Origin of the sequence: Clostridium drakei (genome assembly GCF_000633595.2) — a bacterium.
Classification (GTDB): Bacteria; Bacillota; Clostridia; order Clostridiales; family Clostridiaceae; genus Clostridium_AM; species Clostridium_AM drakei.
Map to the genome: position 1 here is coordinate 131,129 of NZ_JIBU02000019.1, position 19,130 is coordinate 150,258.

General features: G+C 29.9%; 22 protein-coding genes. 19 read left to right on the forward strand and 3 right to left on the reverse strand.

The genetic code is table 11. From position 1 onward, the window contains the following. Positions 1–9 precede the first annotated feature (9 nt). The 3 genes from hisS to EG57_RS0210550 all read left to right on the forward strand — a co-directional run bounded on the left by hisS (position 10) and on the right by EG57_RS0210550 (position 4,947). Positions 10–1,257 carry a histidine--tRNA ligase gene (gene hisS / locus EG57_RS0210540; protein WP_032077175.1) on the forward strand — a complete coding sequence of 416 codons (1,248 nt, stop codon included), beginning with the start codon at positions 10–12 and terminating at the stop codon, positions 1,255–1,257. A 45-nt stretch (positions 1,258–1,302) separates the two neighbouring features. Then, entirely contained in the window at positions 1,303–3,078 is a 1,776-nt protein-coding gene (gene aspS, locus EG57_RS0210545; protein ID WP_032077176.1) for an aspartate--tRNA ligase, read from the forward strand. Between the two features lie 492 nt (positions 3,079–3,570). Further along, positions 3,571–4,947 (forward strand): APC family permease, encoded by a 1,377-nt coding sequence (locus EG57_RS0210550; RefSeq protein WP_032077177.1) that lies wholly within the window; start codon positions 3,571–3,573, stop codon positions 4,945–4,947. A 92-nt stretch (positions 4,948–5,039) separates the two neighbouring features. Here EG57_RS0210550 and EG57_RS0210555 read toward each other — a convergent pair whose 3' ends face one another. Continuing rightward, positions 5,040–5,699, reverse strand: coding sequence for a DUF6483 family protein (locus EG57_RS0210555; RefSeq protein ID WP_032077178.1), 660 nt, complete (start codon positions 5,697–5,699; stop codon positions 5,040–5,042). A gap of 32 nt (positions 5,700–5,731) precedes the next feature. Continuing rightward, positions 5,732–6,817: a putative NPN-dependent ornithine cyclodeaminase gene (locus tag EG57_RS26715; protein ID WP_032077179.1), complete on the reverse strand. Its 1,086-nt coding sequence runs from the start codon at positions 6,815–6,817 to the stop codon at positions 5,732–5,734. 256 nt (positions 6,818–7,073) lie between these two features. Here EG57_RS26715 and EG57_RS27265 point away from each other — a divergent pair, with 256 nt between their 5' ends. The 12 genes from EG57_RS27265 (at position 7,074) to EG57_RS0210595 (ending at position 12,118) form a co-directional block, all read left to right on the forward strand. After that, the gene (locus EG57_RS27265) at positions 7,074–7,202 is read left to right on the forward strand and encodes a CPC_1213 family protein (protein ID WP_278246457.1); all 129 of its coding nucleotides are present in this window, start codon (positions 7,074–7,076) and stop codon (positions 7,200–7,202) included. A 27-nt stretch (positions 7,203–7,229) separates the two neighbouring features. Then, positions 7,230–7,364 carry a hypothetical protein gene (locus EG57_RS27270; protein ID WP_278246458.1) on the forward strand — a complete coding sequence of 45 codons (135 nt, stop codon included), beginning with the start codon at positions 7,230–7,232 and terminating at the stop codon, positions 7,362–7,364. Between the two features lie 14 nt (positions 7,365–7,378). Beyond that, the gene (locus tag EG57_RS0210565; protein ID WP_032077180.1) at positions 7,379–7,573 is read left to right on the forward strand and encodes a hypothetical protein; all 195 of its coding nucleotides are present in this window, start codon (positions 7,379–7,381) and stop codon (positions 7,571–7,573) included. Positions 7,574–7,688: 115 nt separating this feature from the next. Beyond that, positions 7,689–7,907: a hypothetical protein gene (locus tag EG57_RS0210570; RefSeq protein ID WP_029162398.1), complete on the forward strand. Its 219-nt coding sequence runs from the start codon at positions 7,689–7,691 to the stop codon at positions 7,905–7,907. A 120-nt stretch (positions 7,908–8,027) separates the two neighbouring features. After that, a complete protein-coding gene (locus EG57_RS0210575; RefSeq protein WP_032077181.1) occupies positions 8,028–8,228 on the forward strand; it encodes a small, acid-soluble spore protein, H family in 201 nt (66 codons plus the stop codon). A 13-nt stretch (positions 8,229–8,241) separates the two neighbouring features. Beyond that, positions 8,242–8,400: a hypothetical protein gene (locus EG57_RS26720; RefSeq protein WP_200880543.1), complete on the forward strand. Its 159-nt coding sequence runs from the start codon at positions 8,242–8,244 to the stop codon at positions 8,398–8,400. A 15-nt stretch (positions 8,401–8,415) separates the two neighbouring features. Further along, on the forward strand, positions 8,416–8,559 hold the full coding sequence (locus tag EG57_RS26725) for a hypothetical protein (protein ID WP_200880544.1): 144 nt from the start codon (positions 8,416–8,418) through the stop codon (positions 8,557–8,559). Positions 8,560–8,602: 43 nt separating this feature from the next. Continuing rightward, positions 8,603–8,737 (forward strand): hypothetical protein, encoded by a 135-nt coding sequence (locus tag EG57_RS27275; RefSeq protein ID WP_278246459.1) that lies wholly within the window; start codon positions 8,603–8,605, stop codon positions 8,735–8,737. Between the two features lie 209 nt (positions 8,738–8,946). Then, entirely contained in the window at positions 8,947–9,606 is a 660-nt protein-coding gene (locus tag EG57_RS0210580; RefSeq protein ID WP_242859835.1) for a PilZ domain-containing protein, read from the forward strand. Positions 9,607–9,620: 14 nt separating this feature from the next. Beyond that, positions 9,621–10,073: a peptide deformylase gene (def, locus tag EG57_RS0210585; protein WP_029162395.1), complete on the forward strand. Its 453-nt coding sequence runs from the start codon at positions 9,621–9,623 to the stop codon at positions 10,071–10,073. Positions 10,074–10,291: 218 nt separating this feature from the next. Beyond that, positions 10,292–11,209, forward strand: a complete 918-nt coding sequence (locus EG57_RS0210590) for an alpha/beta fold hydrolase (protein ID WP_032077182.1) — start codon at positions 10,292–10,294, stop codon at positions 11,207–11,209. Positions 11,210–11,236: 27 nt separating this feature from the next. Next, positions 11,237–12,118 (forward strand): AraC family transcriptional regulator, encoded by an 882-nt coding sequence (locus EG57_RS0210595; RefSeq protein WP_032077183.1) that lies wholly within the window; start codon positions 11,237–11,239, stop codon positions 12,116–12,118. 192 nt (positions 12,119–12,310) lie between these two features. Here EG57_RS0210595 and EG57_RS0210600 read toward each other — a convergent pair whose 3' ends face one another. Beyond that, positions 12,311–14,188, reverse strand: a complete 1,878-nt coding sequence (locus EG57_RS0210600; RefSeq protein WP_032077184.1) for a sigma 54-interacting transcriptional regulator — start codon at positions 14,186–14,188, stop codon at positions 12,311–12,313. A 478-nt stretch (positions 14,189–14,666) separates the two neighbouring features. On the opposite strand from EG57_RS0210600, the gene EG57_RS0210605 reads away from it, so the two are divergent. The 4 genes from EG57_RS0210605 to EG57_RS0210620 are packed head-to-tail and all read left to right on the forward strand — an operon-like array spanning position 14,667 to position 19,032. After that, positions 14,667–16,079 (forward strand): DASS family sodium-coupled anion symporter, encoded by a 1,413-nt coding sequence (locus EG57_RS0210605; RefSeq protein WP_032077185.1) that lies wholly within the window; start codon positions 14,667–14,669, stop codon positions 16,077–16,079. A gap of 35 nt (positions 16,080–16,114) precedes the next feature. Next, complete coding sequence (locus EG57_RS0210610; RefSeq protein ID WP_032077186.1) at positions 16,115–17,254, forward strand: amidohydrolase family protein; 1,140 nt, start codon at positions 16,115–16,117, stop codon at positions 17,252–17,254. 43 nt (positions 17,255–17,297) lie between these two features. Continuing rightward, positions 17,298–18,281, forward strand: a complete 984-nt coding sequence (locus tag EG57_RS0210615) for a hydroxyacid dehydrogenase (protein ID WP_032077187.1) — start codon at positions 17,298–17,300, stop codon at positions 18,279–18,281. Between the two features lie 52 nt (positions 18,282–18,333). Continuing rightward, complete coding sequence (locus EG57_RS0210620) at positions 18,334–19,032, forward strand: RraA family protein (RefSeq protein WP_007063467.1); 699 nt, start codon at positions 18,334–18,336, stop codon at positions 19,030–19,032. The last annotated feature ends 98 nt before the right edge of the window (positions 19,033–19,130 follow it).

A 19,130-nucleotide genomic window follows, 5' to 3' on the forward strand; every position in this document is an offset into this window, starting at 1 on the left:
GGTATTAGAATGAATATACAAGCACCAAAGGGTACTAAGGATATGCTGCCAAAGGATGCTTACAAATGGCATTACGTTGAAAATAAATTTAGAGAACTTTCAGAGCAATATGGAATAAAAGAAATAAGAACTCCTATGTTTGAGAATACAGAACTGTTTACAAGAGGAGTAGGTGAAACTACTGATGTTGTTCAAAAAGAAATGTATACATTTGAAGATAAGGGCGGAAGAAGTATTACTTTAAAGCCTGAAGGAACGGCACCATCAGTAAGAGCGTTTATTGAAAGCAGTCTTTATAATGAAGCACAGCCAACAAAGCTTTATTACTTTGTTCCTGCTTTTAGATATGAAAATGTTCAAAAAGGTAGATTAAGACAATTTCATCAATATGGAGTAGAGATATTTGGGTCACAAGAAGCATCAATAGATGCTGAAGGTATAAGTATAGCAATGAGAGCATTAGATGAATTAGGACTTAAGAATTTAAGCTTAAATATAAACAGTTTAGGATGTCCAGATTGTAGAAAGAAATTTAATGATGCATTAAAAAGCTTTCTAAAAGAAAATTATGATAATCTATGCCCTACTTGTAAATCAAGATTTGAAAGAAATCCAATGAGAATACTTGATTGCAAAGAGGAAAAGTGTAAAAAGATAGCTAAAAATGCACCAACTATATTAGATTATATATGTGATGATTGTAAAAATCACTTTGAAGAATTGAAAAAATATCTAGATGCCATTGGAATTAAGTATACAATCGATCCTTATATAGTAAGAGGATTGGATTATTATACAAAGACTGTTTTTGAAATAATATATAACGATTTAACAGTTTGTGGTGGTGGAAGATATGATAAGCTCATTGAAGAGTTAGGTGGACCAGATATGCCTGCTTTTGGATTTGCTACGGGTTTAGAAAGACTTATTATGACTTTGGAATCAGAAGGAATAGAAATACCTAGATCTGATTATATGGATTTGTATGTAAGTACCATGGGCGGCGATGCCAAAATAGAAGCTTTTAAAATAGTAAATGATTTAAGAGCAAAAGGATTAAAATGTGATTCTGATCATATGAATAGAAGTGTAAAAGCTTCCATGAAGTATGCAAACAAAATAGGTGTTAAATTTACAGTTGTGCTAGGCGAAAATGAATTACAAGCTGGTACAGCAAAATTGAAGAGAATGGAAGATGGACAGCAGTTTGAAGTCGATTTAAAAAATTTAGATAGCATTGTTAAGATAATAAAATAACTTAATTTTAACTAACCAAATACAAGGAATACTGGAGGAGAAAAAATGGGAGAAGCATTAAGAGGACTTAAGAGAACCATTATGTGTGGTGAATTAAGAGAAACTCATGTAGGTAACAAATATACTGTTATGGGATGGGTTCAAAGAAGAAGAAATTTAGGCGGACTTGAATTTGTTGATTTAAGAGATAGATCAGGAATACTTCAAGTAGTTTTTGGAGAAGAAATAAATAAGGAAGCTTTTGAAAAAGCAAATACTGTTAGATCAGAGTATTGTATAGCTGTAACAGGAACTTTAGTTAAAAGAGAAGCTGCTAATAAAGATCTTCCTACAGGTATGGTGGAATTAAAGGGAGAAAGCATTAAGATTTTATCAGAATCAGAAACACCTCCTATATACATAAAAGAAAATTTAGATGCAGCTGAAAATATAAGATTAAAATATAGATATCTTGATCTTAGAAGACCTGATATGCAAAGAATATTTATGATAAGACATAAAGCGGCTAAAGTAGTTAGAGATTTTCTAGATGAAAATGGATTTCTTGAAATGGAGACTCCTATATTAGGAAAGAGTACACCAGAAGGAGCTAGAGATTATCTTGTTCCAAGTAGAAATTTCCCAGGAAAGTTTTATGCATTACCTCAATCACCACAACTTTTTAAACAACTTTTAATGGTTTCAGGTTATGATAGATATTTCCAAATAGCAAAATGCTTCAGAGATGAAGATTTAAGAGCAAATAGACAACCAGAATTCACTCAAATAGATATGGAACTATCTTTTGTAGAAGAAAATGATGTTATGGAGCTAAATGAAAGATTAGTTCAAAAGGTATTTAAAGAAATTTCAGGAGTTGATGTTAAGCTTCCAATAGAAAGAATGCCTTATAAGGTAGCTATGGAAAAATACGGAAGTGACAAGCCAGATTTAAGATTTGGCATGGAAATAAATGACATAAGTGAAACTGTAAAAGATATAGATTTTAAAGTATTCCAGGATGCACTAGCAAATGGTGGATCAGTAAGAGCTATAAAAGTTCAAAATTGTGCTGCTATGGGAAGAAAACAAATTGATAAATTAGTTGATTTCGTAAAAACTTATGGAGCTAAGGGACTAGTTTGGGTAGCATATAAGGAAGATGAAATAAAATCTTCTATAGCTAAATTTATGAATGAAGAACAGACTAAAGCGGTACTTGATAAAATACAAGCTGAAGTTGGTGATTTAGTACTTATAGTAGCAGATAAAAATAGTGTTGTATTCCAAAGCTTAGGAGCTTTAAGACTTCATATGGCAAAGGAAACAGGAATATTGCAAAATAACAATGAGTATAGATTTGTTTGGGTAACTGAGTTCCCATTATTCTCATACAATGAAGAAGAACAAAGATTCCAGGCAGAGCACCATCCATTCACAGCACCTATGGATGATGACATTCAGTACTTGGAAAGTGATCCAGGAAAAGTTAGAGCTAAGGCTTATGACATCGTACTAAATGGAGAAGAATTAGGTGGAGGAAGTATAAGAATACATGATATAAAATTACAGGAAAAAATGCTTAAAGTTTTAGGATTTACAGAAGAACGTGCTTGGGATAGCTTTGGATTCTTACTTGAAGCATTTAAATTTGGTGCACCACCACATGGAGGACTTGCATATGGCCTTGATAGAATGATCATGTTCCTTGCAGGTACAGAAAATATAAAGGATGTAATTGCATTCCCTAAAAATCAAAATGCATTTTGTCCTTTAACGGAAGCTCCAAATGTAGTAGATGAAATGCAATTAAAGGAACTTGGTGTAAATATTAACAATTAAATTTTAAAAAATGATTTTTTAATAAATTATTTTTTTAACATAACTTTATCATAGAAAATAAGTAATATATAGCTATAAAATTTAGGATAATAAACCTAAATTTTATAGTTTTTTTTAATTTTATATAAAATTTCTGATAGATTGAATTTCAAAAGTAAAGTATTTAGGTAGGATAAATTCTGATTTTATGCTTAATGAAGAGGTTGAATGGTGAAAGTTAAGTAACAGCAGTTTATTTGGTTGAAAAACTCTGAATTTTCAGTTAATTCCAAAGTTGCAAAAAACATTAAATTATAATATCATATTATATTATATAGAATAATTTAGATATAAGTAAATTTAATAACATTATTGTAAATTATTCATAATATATGTTAAAAATTTAATTTAGGTCTAGGTCGGAGGTGTCTATTATGCTGTAATAAATATTAACAATATTTAAAAAATAGAAAAAAATATTTCAATTTGAAATGTTTTTTAGGAGGTAAAAACATGAGTGAGACCGCACAAGAGCAGAGACATATTCAAGCAGACAATTTAGGATATAAACAGGAATTAAAAAGAGTATTGACATTTAAAGACATTCTTTTATTTGGCATAGTATTCCTTAACCCTATAGCACCATTTGCACTTTATGGAGTAATAAATCATAAAACTGGTGGACATATGGCGTTAGCGTATTTTATAGGAATGATTGCCATGATATTTACTGCATATAGCTATGGTAAGATGGCTGGAGCCTTTCCCGTGGCAGGGTCAAGCTATACTTATGTTGAAAGAGTTATAAACCGGCGTATAGGATTTATAACAGGATGGATGATGTTTTTAGATTATGTATTGTTACCACTTCAGATAAATATAGTTGCTGCTATTTATGCTAATGCGTTAATACCTAGTATTCCTAATTGGATTTGGGTTATTATATTTTCAGCTTTTATAGCTACAGTTAACTATTTAGGAGTTCAGGTAACCGCTAAAGTAGATACAATTGTAGCAATTTTCAGTTTTGCATGTCTTATTACTTTTGTGGCTTTTGCAGTACATGCTGTAAACGGTGGAACTGGAACAGGTACACTATTTTATACAAAGGCCATATACAATTCTAGCACAGCTACCTTTAGTTGTATAATCTCAGGAGTAGGAACAGCTGCATTATCATTTTTGGGATTTGATGCTGTAACCACTTTAGCTGAGGAATCTGTAAATCCTTCTAAGGATATAGGAAGAGCTGCTATAGCGACTTGTTTAATAGGTGGAGCCATATTTATATTACAAGCTTATGTAGGAGCATTGGTATGGCCTGATTATACTACTTATCCTAATATAGATTCAGCTTTTATTTACATTATAGGAAAAATTGGAGGACATTTACTTGTTGTATTTTGTTCAGTGGCATTTATAGTTGCATTAGTAGCTGGAGGAGTAGCTGCACAAGCAGGAGCAGCAAGGTTGCTTTATGGTATGGGAAGGGATAACGCTATACCTAAAAAAATATTTGCTCATCTTGATACTAAACATAAAACACCAGTTTATAATATCATAATAATGAGTATTATAAGTATAGTAGGAGCTTGGATTTTAAGCTTGGAAACAGCTTCTGATTTAGTATGTTTTGGAGCATTTATAGGATTTATGCTTGTAAACTTATCAGTAATAGTTCACTTCTATATTAAAAAAAGAGAGAGAACAGGTTTGAATTTTATATGGAATTTAATATTTCCTTTACTAGGAATTTTGATTTGCTTCTATATATGGATAAATATGTCTAAGGTTTCAAAAATAGTGGGATTTAGCTGGATGGCCATTGGTATAGTGTATGGAATAACGAAAAGAAATTCATATAAAGGAAAACTTCATCGTGTTAAGTAGAAAAAAGATTTAAAAGTAAGCTTATTTATAAAGTTCATGATGTGTTAAAGATGAATTTATAAATAAGCTATTTAAATAGGCATACTATGATTTTACAGTTTGTTTTTTAAAAATTTTATGGATTCATTTATTTCTTCGCGAGGAAGATTATTTTCATTTAAATCATTATCATCCTTAAGAAGAAGACCTTCATAAAAATCAAGACCTTTCTTTATTATGTTCTCATCAAAATTATTATTTTCTAAAATATCATAAAATATATCTTCAGCTTTATCATAGCTGTTTGTTTTAAGGTAATAATCCATAAGCTTATTTTGTATAGAAACAGGTATTTTATATGAAGATACTTTTTCTATAATGGGTTCTATATCAGAAAAATAATTTTGTAAATCACAATTATCATTTTTATTTACATAAGCTTCTAAAAATAGATTCAAGGATTTTAAATTCATATAAAAGGCTTCATCAAGGTTATTTTCATCCTCAAAAATGAGAGCTTCTTCTTCTAAAAGTTTTGCCATCATAATACATTTATCTGCATTTATAGTGCCATCTGTTTTTATCATATCCAATAAATTTTCATCAGAAAATGAATTGAAAAATTTTGAGCTAAGTCTGAAAATTTCTTTAAAAGTATCATCAATTGTAGTTAATGCTTCTTGATTTTTACCTTCTTTTCTTAATTTTAATATTTTATCCATGAATTCTTTAAATTTTGCTACTAATTCTGATGTTAAATTTCTTTTTAGCATTTTTATACCTCCATCAAGTAAATGGCATTATGTTATAATAAATTATTGGCAATGTTTACAACAAAATCTTGAACATTTGTAACTATTGAAGTAACTTCTAAACTCCCTCTATCTCTTAGTTTATTTACTCCAAATTCTGATATATCTACAGTGTATATATACACAGGCCGTATGGTATCACCTTCTACTTTGTACATAGGAGTCATGTTCCCAGTAGCAATGGTGTGAAGCTGGGTAGCCATACATATTACTGTAGTAGCTTTTTTACAATGTTGTCTCATGGCATCTTGAGCTTTATATACATCCGAAAAAACAGGAGGAAGGGGACCATCATCTCTTATGGAACCTGCTAGCACAAAAGGAACTTTATTCTTTATGCAAGAATGAATAACTCCATCAGTTATACCTTGTTCATGAACAAATTTTTCTAAAGAACCAGCACGTCTTGCACCGTTAATAATATCTATATGATTATAGTGTCCATTAGGAGTTGAAAATTGTGTGTATATGTCTTGACCAAGGGCTGTTTTCAAAATAGATCCTTCCAAATCATGGGTTGCAAGGGCATTTCCAGCAAAAAGTGCATGGATAAAACCAGCATTTATAAGTGAGGCCATTGCATTTTTTGAATCATGATCAAAAACTACAGCAGGTCCTAAAACCCATAATATATATCCATGTTCTCTTTCATGTCTAAGTAATTCATATAAACTATCATAATCTTTTGAATATGAACTTTCTCTTGTTCTTCCAGATCTGAAAGAAAAAGTTTGATTATTGTCTACATTTGCTTTAAAACAATTTACATGAATATAAATACCGTCTTCTGAACACTCAGTTCTTCCTAATATAGCATTGTCACCAATATGTAAATTCCTAAATTCTTTAACTTCTAATGTTTCATTATCATTTAAAACAACTACACAATCCATACGACTTTCTGAAGCTAAAATCCATTTCCCATTAATTTTAAAATATTCAGGATAAATAGAAGTTGCATGATAATTAAAAGGAGCAACGCCTTCAATAGTTACTTTTTCAAAAGTTACATTTGGTGCTGAAACAAAAGGCTCCTTTTCAAAGTCGGGTGCTTGATATTTAGGTAGTTTAAAACTCATAAAAATACCTCCTCTTATATTGTAATTATACTAAAATAATTAAATTGAAACCTAATTGAATGTATGTAGTAAATATAATTATTGATGTTATTCATAATGGTAAAAAATTTCAATAAATATATTATATCAAATGTATAAATCTAATGCTAATAATGTAAATAGAAATTGTCAAGATAAAAAATAATTTTTAATGATTTTTTATTTAGCATAAAAAGTATCTACAAGGAAAAACTAAGGAAAGAAAGGAGAGAATACAATGGAAAATAAGATGAAAAATACTAATAACAATAAAAAAGAAGATGGTAAGTTTAAGAAAAAGAATATAAAGCATGATCCTCAAGAAGAAAGTGCAAGAGCAAAGTTTGGATTGAATAGGGAAGATTAAAAAATAAAAAATGTAAGGAGAATACATATGGAAAATAGAAATAAACAACCTAAAAAATGGTCGAAAGACCCTAATAGTGCTAAATATCATTCAAGAAGTGCTGAATTTAAAGCAAGTGAGAAAAATGGTAAAAATACCAAAGATAAATTTAATGAATCTTAGGAGGTATGTAAGTTATGAAATTAGACACTAAAGATATTATAAAGAAAAGAATTTTAGATGTGCAGGAAAGCGTAAGGGATTATCAAATGTTTTCTCATAAATTAGATGATCCTGAGGTAGTATCCACTTTTAAAGAGTTTGCAGAAGAGTCAGCTATTCAGGCTAAAAAGCTTCAACAGCTTTTATCCAAGTATGAAGATATTAAGTAGTTATTATTTTCCTAGCATTTTATATAAACTCTCATTATTAAACAATTGATATTTTTTTACTTATGTCATATTATATATATAAGGATTACTATAATTTTGAGGTAGGTATAAAATTATGAAATTTACTATTGTTTGTTATGTAAATGATTATGCCATATGTAAAGATGATAACGGAGAAATTTTCAATTTGCCAAAGGAAAAAGTTAGTTGCTTTAAAGAGGGTGACGTAATTAATATGGGTGAAGATGGAGAAGTAGTTAAAGATGAAGAAATAGTTGAAGATGAAGAAAAATACTATATATGTGATGATGTAGTTATATTCTATAATGATTAATTCATATGATTGGTAAAAGTAGCTGGTATAGATCAGCTGCTTATTTTTTTTGTATAAATTTTTATAAGATACTCAAACTATATATAAACTTATACAATTATATAAAAAATGGAGGTAGTTATGGAAATTGAGAAAGTAAAAGAAATAATAGATTCACCAGCGAATATAGAAGTATTATATAGAAGCCATCCTGTATGGATAGATGCAATAGATACAGGAGCAAAAATGGTTAAAATAAAAATATTAGAATCTAAGGAAAAAAAGTATGTTCCTGCAGAAGATTTAGTAGATACAGGAAAGGTAATAAATATAAAAAGGTAGGAGTGGATCAATTATGGTGAGATCTAAAAATAAAGGAACACACGAAAAAGCTATGGAACAAGCAAAAGATTTATTGGATAAAGGTGTAGGAATTGGAGAAATAAAAAGCAGAACAGAACTTAATGAACACGATGTTATGAAGGCAAAGGAAAAAATGGAAGGTGAAAGATAGAAGGGAGACAAAAGCATGAGAGGTGAATTGCAGCATGCTAAGGAAAGAGCAAAACAAATGATGATAAAAGGTATTGATTGGGATGAAATAAGGCTTGAAACCAGGCTAAGACAAAAGGATTTAAAGAGAATACAGAAGGATATAACAAAAAGGTTTTAAATAATTTTTATTATATAAAAATAAAAGGATAAGGTGAATTTTAATGAGTATAAAAGGCAAATTAACAAGTAAACAAAAATCAGCTCAAGGTATACATGTAGAGGATAATGGTAAAAATTCATATAAGGAAAATGAGAGAAAAAAGCAAAACAAAAATGATAATGTAAATCCGGATTAGGAGAGTATATTTAAGAAAAGGCGGTACAATATATCGCCTATATTTTATTTATTGATAATTTAATGAATTTCTATTATTATATAGAATAGGAAATAAAATTTAAATTTATGTAAACAAAATTACTAAAAATATAATAATGTGTAGAAACGTGAAAATTTTGATTTTTGTGCGATATTAGTGATTTAGTATTGACGAAATAGGGGGATAGGATGGATAAGTTAGTATTAAAAAACTTGAGTTTGTTTGAACAAATGCAGTTTATTATTAAAAAAGAATTTTATGATGGAATAATTTTAAAGAAATATGATGAATGTTTGGCCATAAGAGTATCTACCCTGCAAGATAACTATGTTCCCTTTGAAGTAAATGAACAAGCAAGTTATATTTTAGCTAGTGAAAGTGAAGCTCTGCGATGTACTTCGAAGGTTATTGGTAGTAAACTTGATAGCAATTATAATATAATATTACTAGAAGCACCAACACTGATAAATAAAATAGAGAGAAGAGAGCATCCAAGACTTAAAGTAATTAAAGATATAGAATATTATTTTTTGCCAAGTAAAGCTGAAATTAGTAATCTTAATGAAATTTCAGCAAGTTATTATGCGAAATTAAAAAAATCATTTACCATAGATTTAAGTACAGGAGGGGTCTGTTTAGTTACTTATGAAAGTAATTTTGATTCAAAGGAAGCTATTGTAACTTTACATTTAGATGAAAAAATAAATGCTTTGTGTACTGTTATTAGAGTTGAAGAAAATGATAATGGTTCTAATTATAAAACTGCTTTAAAATTTAAATTAATTGATCAAAGTAATTTAAAGATAATTAATGATTATGTTAATAGAAATCTTAAATTAAAAAAATAGAGGTGTAGTTAAAAATGGCATTAAGACAAATTAGACTTTTTGGAGATGAAATACTAAGAAAAAAGAGCAGAGAAGTTGAAGTAGTAGATGACAAGATAAGACAGATATTAAATGATATGGCAGATACTATGTATAACACAGAAAATGGTGGAGGATTAGCAGGTCCACAAGTTGGTATATTAAAGAGGCTAGTTGTAATAGACATGGGTGAAGGACTTATAAAGTTAGTTAATCCAAAGATAATTGAACAAGAAGGAACTCAGGAAGTTATAGAAGGCTGCCTAAGTAGTCCAAATACTTGGGGAAAGTTAAAAAGGCCGGCAAAGGTAAAGGTACAAGCATTGAATGAAAATGGTGAAGAAATTATTCTAACAGGAACAGGAAGTTTGGCAAAATGTTTCTGTCATGAAATAGACCATTTAGAGGGTATACTTTTTACTGATTTAGTTACTGAGTATATAGAGTAAAATAAATATAATTAAACAAATATAGAAAAATAAAATTGTCTTGTTAAGTATGGTGATAGTAGTATTTTTGGCTATAGTTACTTAACAGGACTTTTTTTAATTTAATTTTGGACAAACTAAAGCACAAAAAGATAGATATGAAATTCTATCTTCTGATATACTCTAGGCTGATAATAAATTATAAAATAATTAAGATTATTATAGAGAGGAAATATTAGATGGGAGAATATTATAAAATTAGAGAAAAAAATATTTATACTGAGGTTTTAGGAGAAGATTCATCTCCAGTGCTTTTATTTATTCATGGTGGTCCTGGCGGAATCGGTACTGCAGATTTTATTAAATATCAGGGACATCGATTATCAAAAAAATTTAAAATTGTAGCTCCAGATCAAAGGGGAGTATGGAGGTCTCAGGAGATTTTAGAGGAAGAGCATATTTCATTAGAAGATATCATTGAAGACTTTGAAGAACTAAGAAAAAAGTTACATATAAATAAATGGTCACTGCTTAGTCATTCATTTGGCGGATACCTTGCTGTTCTTTATGCTAATCTATACCCTGATTCTATTGAATGTATGATATATGAATGTCCATCCTTTGATTTTTCACTTTCAGAGCGTTCTATGTTAAATTCGGCAGCCAAGGAGTTGATTAAATTAGGAAGTGAGGTGCTGGGGAAAGGATATTTTAAAGCTTTAAAGGAAATTACAGATTATAAAGAGGTTCATAAGCTTCTTATGAAGGCGTTAGATGAACTTGGACAAAATTGCAATAATATCATGTGGTTTGGAAAAGATAAGCAAATAATTGAGAAAATAGCTATATCCACTAAAGATGCTGGAAACTTGTGGCGTAAATCTACTAATACAAGAATCAAATTGATGAAAGATTGGCGAGTATATAATGATGTATTTAATGAACTATCAAATGTAAATAAGCCTTCTTTATTAATTAAAGGTAAACATGACACAATAACTTGTAATATACAAATAGAGGAATTTAGAAATAGGGTAAGAGATAAGCAAGTAGTTACATTTGATTTTTCAGGTCATTATGTTAGAATTGAAGAACCTGATAAGTATTGTGAAGTTATAACAAATTATGTATATAATAATACGCAAGAATCTATTTAATAATGATTTTGAAATGAGATGGTAAGTATGGAAACAATCATATTGCTTAATAATGCAATTGAATATATTGAAAAAAATTTGGATTCAGCACTTAGTATAGATGACATATCAAAAGCTGCATGTTCATCAAGATACCATTTCCAGCGTATTTTTCATGCATTAACAGGGCTTACAGTGACTCAGTATATAAAGAATCGAAGATTAACTCTTGCAGCAGAAGAATTAGCTGCAACAGATCAAAGGGTAATTGATATAGCATTAAAATATGGTTATGAAAGTCCAGAAGCATTTACTAAAGCTTTTAAAAGATTACATGGAATATCACCATCAGCTTTAAAAAAGGTTAACGGAAAAATTAAAGCTTTTCCAAAGATATCCTTTCAAGTATCAATAAAAGGAGAATTTGAAATTACTTATAGAATAGTTGAAAAGGAAAGCTTTAAAGCATTTGGTGCAGGATTTATAACAACTAAGGTTGATGATATAGCCTATAGGGAGATACCACAATTTATCAATAAGATTTTTCAAGATGGAACGCATGATAAAATTAATCAAGTACTAGGTAAGCCTGAAGGTAGTTTGCTAGACGGTTTTCATTATGACTTTAAAGAAGATGGCACAAGAAAATATATAATGGGATATGAAATTACTGAAGAAGAGATACCAGATGAATTTACCATGCTTGAAGTGCCTAAATTTACATGGGCAGTATTCGAAGGATATGGAAATGTACCAGATAATTTAATTATACAAGGTGTATGGAGGCGTATATATTTTGAATGGTTTCCATCCTCTGGATTTGAACAAGTGGAAGGTCCATGCATTGAAAAAAACTTTTGGAATGATGAAAAACATGATGAATACAAATGTGAAGTGTGGATTCCAGTAAAAAGAAAAACAACTAATTAATAACTTTCTCATTTTAGGAATAAAGGGTAATATATTTAGTGTATAAATTTTTAGTGTTATAAAATGGAAGATAGAGGTACAAAAATTAAAATGATTTAAAAGGATATTAAACTGGTAAAGATAGTTATGGTGAATATGAGGTATAAAACTTTGAAATATAGAAAGTTTTATACCTCATAAATTATTTTTATGCTACATTTTTTTTAGCCTGCGCCACAGGGTTGTATAACTCATCCCAAGCTCCTTGGCTACTTTAGTTTTATTGCCATTATGCTTTTTAAGAGAATCTTTTATTAACTGATTTTCAATTTTTATAATTTCTGATGTGTTATCATTTTTTTCTTCAGAATGTGGATGAAGAAAAATTTTTTCTGAATTGTTTGGTTTTAAGTTTAAAACTTCAGAAACTAGATATTCATCAATAATGTTGTTATCACATAGTGCAATGAGTCTTTCAATAATGTTATTAAGGTGTCTTATATTGCCTTGATAGGGTATTTTTTGTAAAAGCTTATATGCTTCAGATGTAATTTTAATGTCAGGAGCATTTTTTAAAATAAAATGTTTCACAAGAAGAGGAATATCTTCTTTTCGTTCTTCTAAAGTTGGAAGCTCCAATTCTAAAACGCATAATCTATAATATAAGTCTTCTCGAAATTTGTTTTCTTCAATTCTTTGTAACAAATTTTTATTAGTAGCGCTAATTATTCTTACATCAATAGGTATGACCTTATCATCACCAATTCTGATAATTTCTTTTTCTTGAATAACTCTTAGAAGCTTTATTTGTATATCTTCTGACATTTCTCCAAGTTCATCTAAAAATACAGTACCATTATGTGCTAATTCAAATATACCTGCTTTTCCTTCTGGTCTTGCTCCAGTAAAGGCTCCCTTGACGTAACCAAAAAGTTCACTTTCTAATATACTTTTAGGTAGAGCAGCACAGTTTATGGCAACAAAAGGTTCATTACGTCTTTCACTGTAGTTATGAATACTTTGCGCAAAAATTTCCTTACCTGTTCCTGATTTCCCTGTTATCAATATAGTGCTGTCTGATTTTGCGAACTTTTTAGCTTTTTTTATTGCAATAGATAATATCTGGCTTTTCCCAATTATGTCATTAAATGTTTTCTTAGCAATATGTCCTTTTGTATTTAATTTTTTACGTATTTCTTTTTCAGCTGTTTGAATGTAATCAGATTTTTGGATAGTTGCAACAGCTCCAAAAATATTGTCATCAATTTTTATGGGACGACTGCTTAAAATTAAGGAATTATTCCCTATTTCTAATAACTCATTATAAGCAGCACTTCCATATTTAACAGTATCTTTAAGATTTGAAAGATTAAGTATTTGGTCTATTAAAAGATTATTATTTTTATCAGTTAGCAGTTTTTTAGCTCTGTTATTTATATAAGTTATTTCGCAATATTGGTCTATGCCTATTATACCTTCTCCGGTGGAGTTTAAAATTTGTTTTATTGTCTCGTAACTTTTTCTTCGTTCCAGTTCAAAATTAAGAACGGATATTGCGTCATTTAACGCTATTTCAAGAGATGCATTATCAACTTGTATCATTATATTTTTAACGCCATATTTTTTAGCAGCTCTTGCTACTGTAATACCTCCTATAAATATATCGATACCATGATTGGAAAGTTTTTTTACCATTTTATCAATGTTTTCTACAGAATCTGGCTTTACAAGCAAAAAATCTTCCCCTGAAATATTTTTAAACTTTAATGCTGTTTCATAGGCTAAATCAAATCCGAAGTAGGCTATTTTGTTTGAATACTGCTTTGCTTTTTTTAATGAGAAATGAACATCCTCATAGGTATAACGCACATCAATTAAAGCAGCATTTGTATTTTTTCTTAAAATATTTAAGTTTTTTCCTCTTGTAATGATAACCTTAGTTCCTTGTGCAATGCAATGCATTCCTATTTCAAGTGTTTTATCTCCTGTGGCTTCAAAAATAGGATAATCTAGATTTTTCTTTTTTAATAGATTGCAATATTTTTTGGTGAAATCTGTAGAGGAAGATAAAATTACAATATCATTATTCATTTGAATATCACCTCAATTATTTTACTGTTTCAATATGAAATGCTGTGAAATAAAAAGTATTTCATTTTATTTCATATTGAAAATGTATATAAAAATTATTTTAATGCAAATCTTTAATAAAGTAAAGTTACAGTTGCATAAATGTAATATTTTGTAATTTTAAGTTAAACGAATACATAAATTAAGCGAGCTTTATCTACAAAATAACCGTAAAAAAATTTTTTTTATACATTTTAAGCTTTTATAAACAATTTGGCATCAAACTTGCTAATAATATTAAATGTAAATTTCATTAATGAAAATTCTAGGCGCCAAAAGAAAAAGTAAATTATCTAAGGATTTTATTATAATAACATTAAATTTATTAATAGTAGAACCCTATAACTAAGAAATTTAAACATAGGATTGGTATGAAGTATAACTAGTTGAATTGAAACAAGGAAAAATGTAAAAAACAAATATGTTAGGGGGAAAAAATTTGGATAAGAAAACTCTATTAAAATTATTACCAGTTGTTCTAATACCGTTATTATTTTGGTTTATACCGACACCAAAAGGATTAAAGGCAGAAACATGGCATATTGTAGCTTTGTATATAGCATTACTTTTAGGTTTAATAATTAAGCCATTTTCAGAACCAGTTATTACATTGATCATTATAGGTATTTTATCAATGTTTATAGATGTTAAGATAGTATACTCTGGTTATGGATCAGATATGGCATGGTTTATTGTAACTGTAACCATTGTATGTGCTGCATTTGTTAAGACAGGTCTTGGTAAAAGGATGGCATACAATTTACTTATAAGATTTGGAAAAACTTCATTAGGATTAGGATATATGATGGCAGCAGTAGATCTAATATTAAGTCCTGCCACAGGTTCAAATATGTCACGTACATCAATTGATTATCCAGTATTTAGAAATATTGCTGAAAGTGTAGGGTCTACACCAGAAAAAGATCCTCGTAAGTTGGGTGCATATTTGACAATGCTTATGTATGTAGTATCCATGTCAACAGCTGTGTTGTTTTTGACAGGTATGGCAACAAATGCAATTACAGTATCTCTTGCACATAAAATGCTTGGGGTAAATATAGATTGGATGACGTGGTTTAAGGCATCAGTTGTTCCTGCTGGAATCGTTTTAGCACTTGGACCTATTGTAGTATATAAATTTTATAAACCAGATTTGAAAGAACTTGGAGATATTAAACCAGTAATGAAAAAAGGTCTTGAAGAAATGGGACCTATGAAAACAGAAGAAAAAATATTGGCTGTTTTATTTGTATTAGCTATTTTAGGATGGATGTTTGGAGCAAAGATTACAGTAGTAAATTTAAGCATGCAGATTGTAGCATTTGTATTTCTAGCACTTACTCTTTTGTTTGGAATTTTAAATTGGAATGATGTTATATCTCAAAAGGGTGCATGGAATACCTTTGTTTGGTATGGTGCATTTTATGGTGTTGCTGGTGCATTAGCATCAAAGGGATTTTATACTTGGCTTGCAAAAGTATTGGAAGGATACTTAAAGTTGTCACAGTTAAACGGAATGGTAGTTATAGTTGTTGTACTTTTGATTAGCTTGGTTGTTAGGTATTTCTTTGTGTCAAACAGTGCATTTGTTGCATCATTCTATCCTGTATTATTTGCTTTAGTATTAACTACAAAAGCACCAATTATGGTAGTGGCATTGCTGCTTGCATTCTTTGCAGGTTATGGATCATTGTTGACTCATTATGGAAATGGTGCAGGAATTTATACTTTTGCAACAGGATATTGTACTCAAAAGGATTTCTGGAGAGTAGGAACAATAATGGTTGGTGTAGCATTGGTCGTATTCTTGTTTATAGGTTTACCTTATTGGAAGGTACTTGGAATTTGGTAAATATAATTTAATTTTAAATATAAAGGAGAAAAGAAATGTTAGATTTATTGATTATAAATGGACATGTGATTGATCCTAAAAATAATGTAGATGAAATAAAGCCAGTAGCAATATATGGAGGCAGAATAACCAAGTATGAAAAGGGAGAAGAAGCAAAACATGTAATCGATGCAAAAGGAAAATATGTATTTCCTGGGCTTATTGATTCTCATGCACATATGTTTCAAGATGGTACGGAAATAGGTATGTATCCAGATACTACCTATATTCCAACAGGAGTAACAAGTGCCATTGATTTTTCAGCTGGTGTTGCCAATTATCCAATCTTCAGACAGGCAGTTATTGCCCGCAGCAAAGTTAGGATAAAGAGCTTTTTACAGGTGTGTTCTGCTGGTCTTGTTACTACCAGCTATCATGAATGTATTAATCCTAAATATTTTAATGCTGAAAAAATGGACAGAATGTACAAAGAGAATAGAGATAACATTTTAGGATTGAAAATTAGACAAAGCGAAGAATTAGCAGAAGGGCTTGGAATTAAGCCGTTAATTGCCACAGTTGACATCGCAAATAAGATAGGATGTCCAGTAGAAGTACATTGTACAAATATTCCTGTTCCAACTTCTGAAGTATTAAAAATACTTAGACCAGGTGACATATTTCAACATGTTTATCAAGGAGTAAAAAACACAATTATAGATGAGAATGGAAAACTATATGATTGTGTACTAGAAGCTAGAAAAAGAGGAATTATATTTGATACTGCTGAAGGCAGAAAACATGGTGATTTTGAAGTAATGACAAAGGCTAAGGAGCAAGGATTTGTAGCCGATATGTGCAGCACAGATTTAGTTTTAGGCAGTATGTATAGAAGACCTATTTTTTCACTTCCAAACCTAATGTCCAGATACTTGTGCATGGGTATCAGTTTAAATGAAATTATTAGGATGACAACAGAAAGACCAGCAAAGCTTATGGGTATGGAAAATGAAATTGGCTCGTTGTCAGAAGGAGCATATGCAGATGTTGCTATTTTTGACATTATGGATAAAGAGCAATTGTATAAGGATTGGAAAGGTTCTAAGTTCTTAGCTAATAAATTGCTTAAACCAGAAATGACTATTAAAGATGGTTATATTATGTATTGTGCACCAGACTATATTTATGAAAACTAAAATAATAAAAGACTAAATTTTAGAATTACAGGAGGATATTAAAATGGGATATAAAATATTATTACCACAAGAAATTATGCAAGAAGGTAGAGATTACTTAGAAAGCAGAGGTCATGAGCTTATTACAGGAAGTGGTATGGAAACTGAAGATATTATTAAAGATATTAAAGGTATAGATGCTATGGTAGTTCGTCTTTCTAAGATTACTAGAGAAGTATTTGAAGCAGCTGATAAACTAAAAGTTATTGTAAGACACGGAGCTGGATTTGATACTGTTGATCTACAAGCAGCAAAAGACCATAATGTACAAGTTCTTTACTGTCCAACAGCAAATAGTATGTCTGTTGCAGAAGTTACAATGATGTACATGCTTTATTGCTCAAGAAATTATACAGTAGTAAGAAGAGATTTTATTAATGACTATTATAAGGCTAAATTAAGAACACCTAAATGTGAGTTAGCTGGAAAGACTGTTGGTATTATCGGATGTGGTAATATAGGTTCAATTGTAGCTAATAAATGTATGCATGGTTTTAATATGAAGGTTCTTGCTTATGATCCATATAAGAAGAGAGCTGATTTCCCAGAAGGTGTAGAAGTAGTAAGAGATATTGAAAGAATTTACAAGGAAAGTGATTTTGTTTCTGTTCATTGTCCAACTACTAAAGTAACTAGAGAGTTTGTTGGAAAGAAGCAGTTTGAAATGATGAAGCCAACAGCATTCCTTATTAATGCTGCTAGAGGCGCCATTGTAAATGAAGCTGAGCTTTATGAAGCGTGTAAAAACAAAGTTATTGCTGGTGCAGGATTGGATGTTCTTCAACAAGAACCAGTTGATCCTAAAAACCCTATTTTATATTTAGAAAATGTAGTTGTATCTCCACATATTGGTGCAGCTACTAAAGAAGCAACTGACAGAGCATCACTTCATTCTGCTATTGGTATCCATGAAGTATACGAAGGTAAACAACCAACATGGCCTGTTAAAGCAATAGATTGGGATACAGCAGAAACTTTTGAAGACTAATTTGAAAATTTATTATATAAAATAATTTTATAAGAAAAAGGAGAAGATTAATATGCCAGTAGGAAATAGAATATTTTTAAAAAGAGAACTTCCAGATAAGGAATTAGTAAAAGCATTTAGTGAATTGCCAGCAGCAAATGTTGCAGATGCAATGGGACGTCTATGTGCACTTCATTCTGATATAAAGCTAATGTCAAGTCCAACAAAAAAAATGTGTGGAGTAGCTTTAACTGTAAAGTCTCGTCCTGGTGATAACCTTACTTTACATAAAGCACTTAATATAGCTGAAGAAGGAGATGTAATAGTAGTTTCAAATGAAGGTGATAGAAGCCAATCAATAATGGGTGAAATCATGTATAAATATCTTTCTGAATACAAAAAGATTAAAGGTATTGTAATTGATGGACCTATACGTGATATTGATGTAATATCACAATGTGAAATGCCAATTTATGCAACAGGAACAACTCCAGGTGGTCCTTACAAAGAAGGTCCTGGTGAACTAAATGTACCAATTGCTTGTGGACGTATAGCTGTTAACCCAGGAGATATAATTCTTGGAGACCATGATGGAGTAATTGTAATTCCTAAGAATGATGCAGCATTAATATTAGATAAAGCACAGACTATTGCAGCAGGAGATGCAGCAAAGGTTGCAGCTTCAGCATCAGGAACAGTTAATAGACAATGGGTAGATGATCTACTTGAGAAAAAAGGTTTTGAAATTATAGATGATGTATATAGACCTTAATAGAATTTTTTAGGATAAGTTCACTTTATTCGCTGCTTTCTAATTTATATAAAGTAGTGAATAAGTGAACTTATTTTTGCATATGTAAATAAAAATTA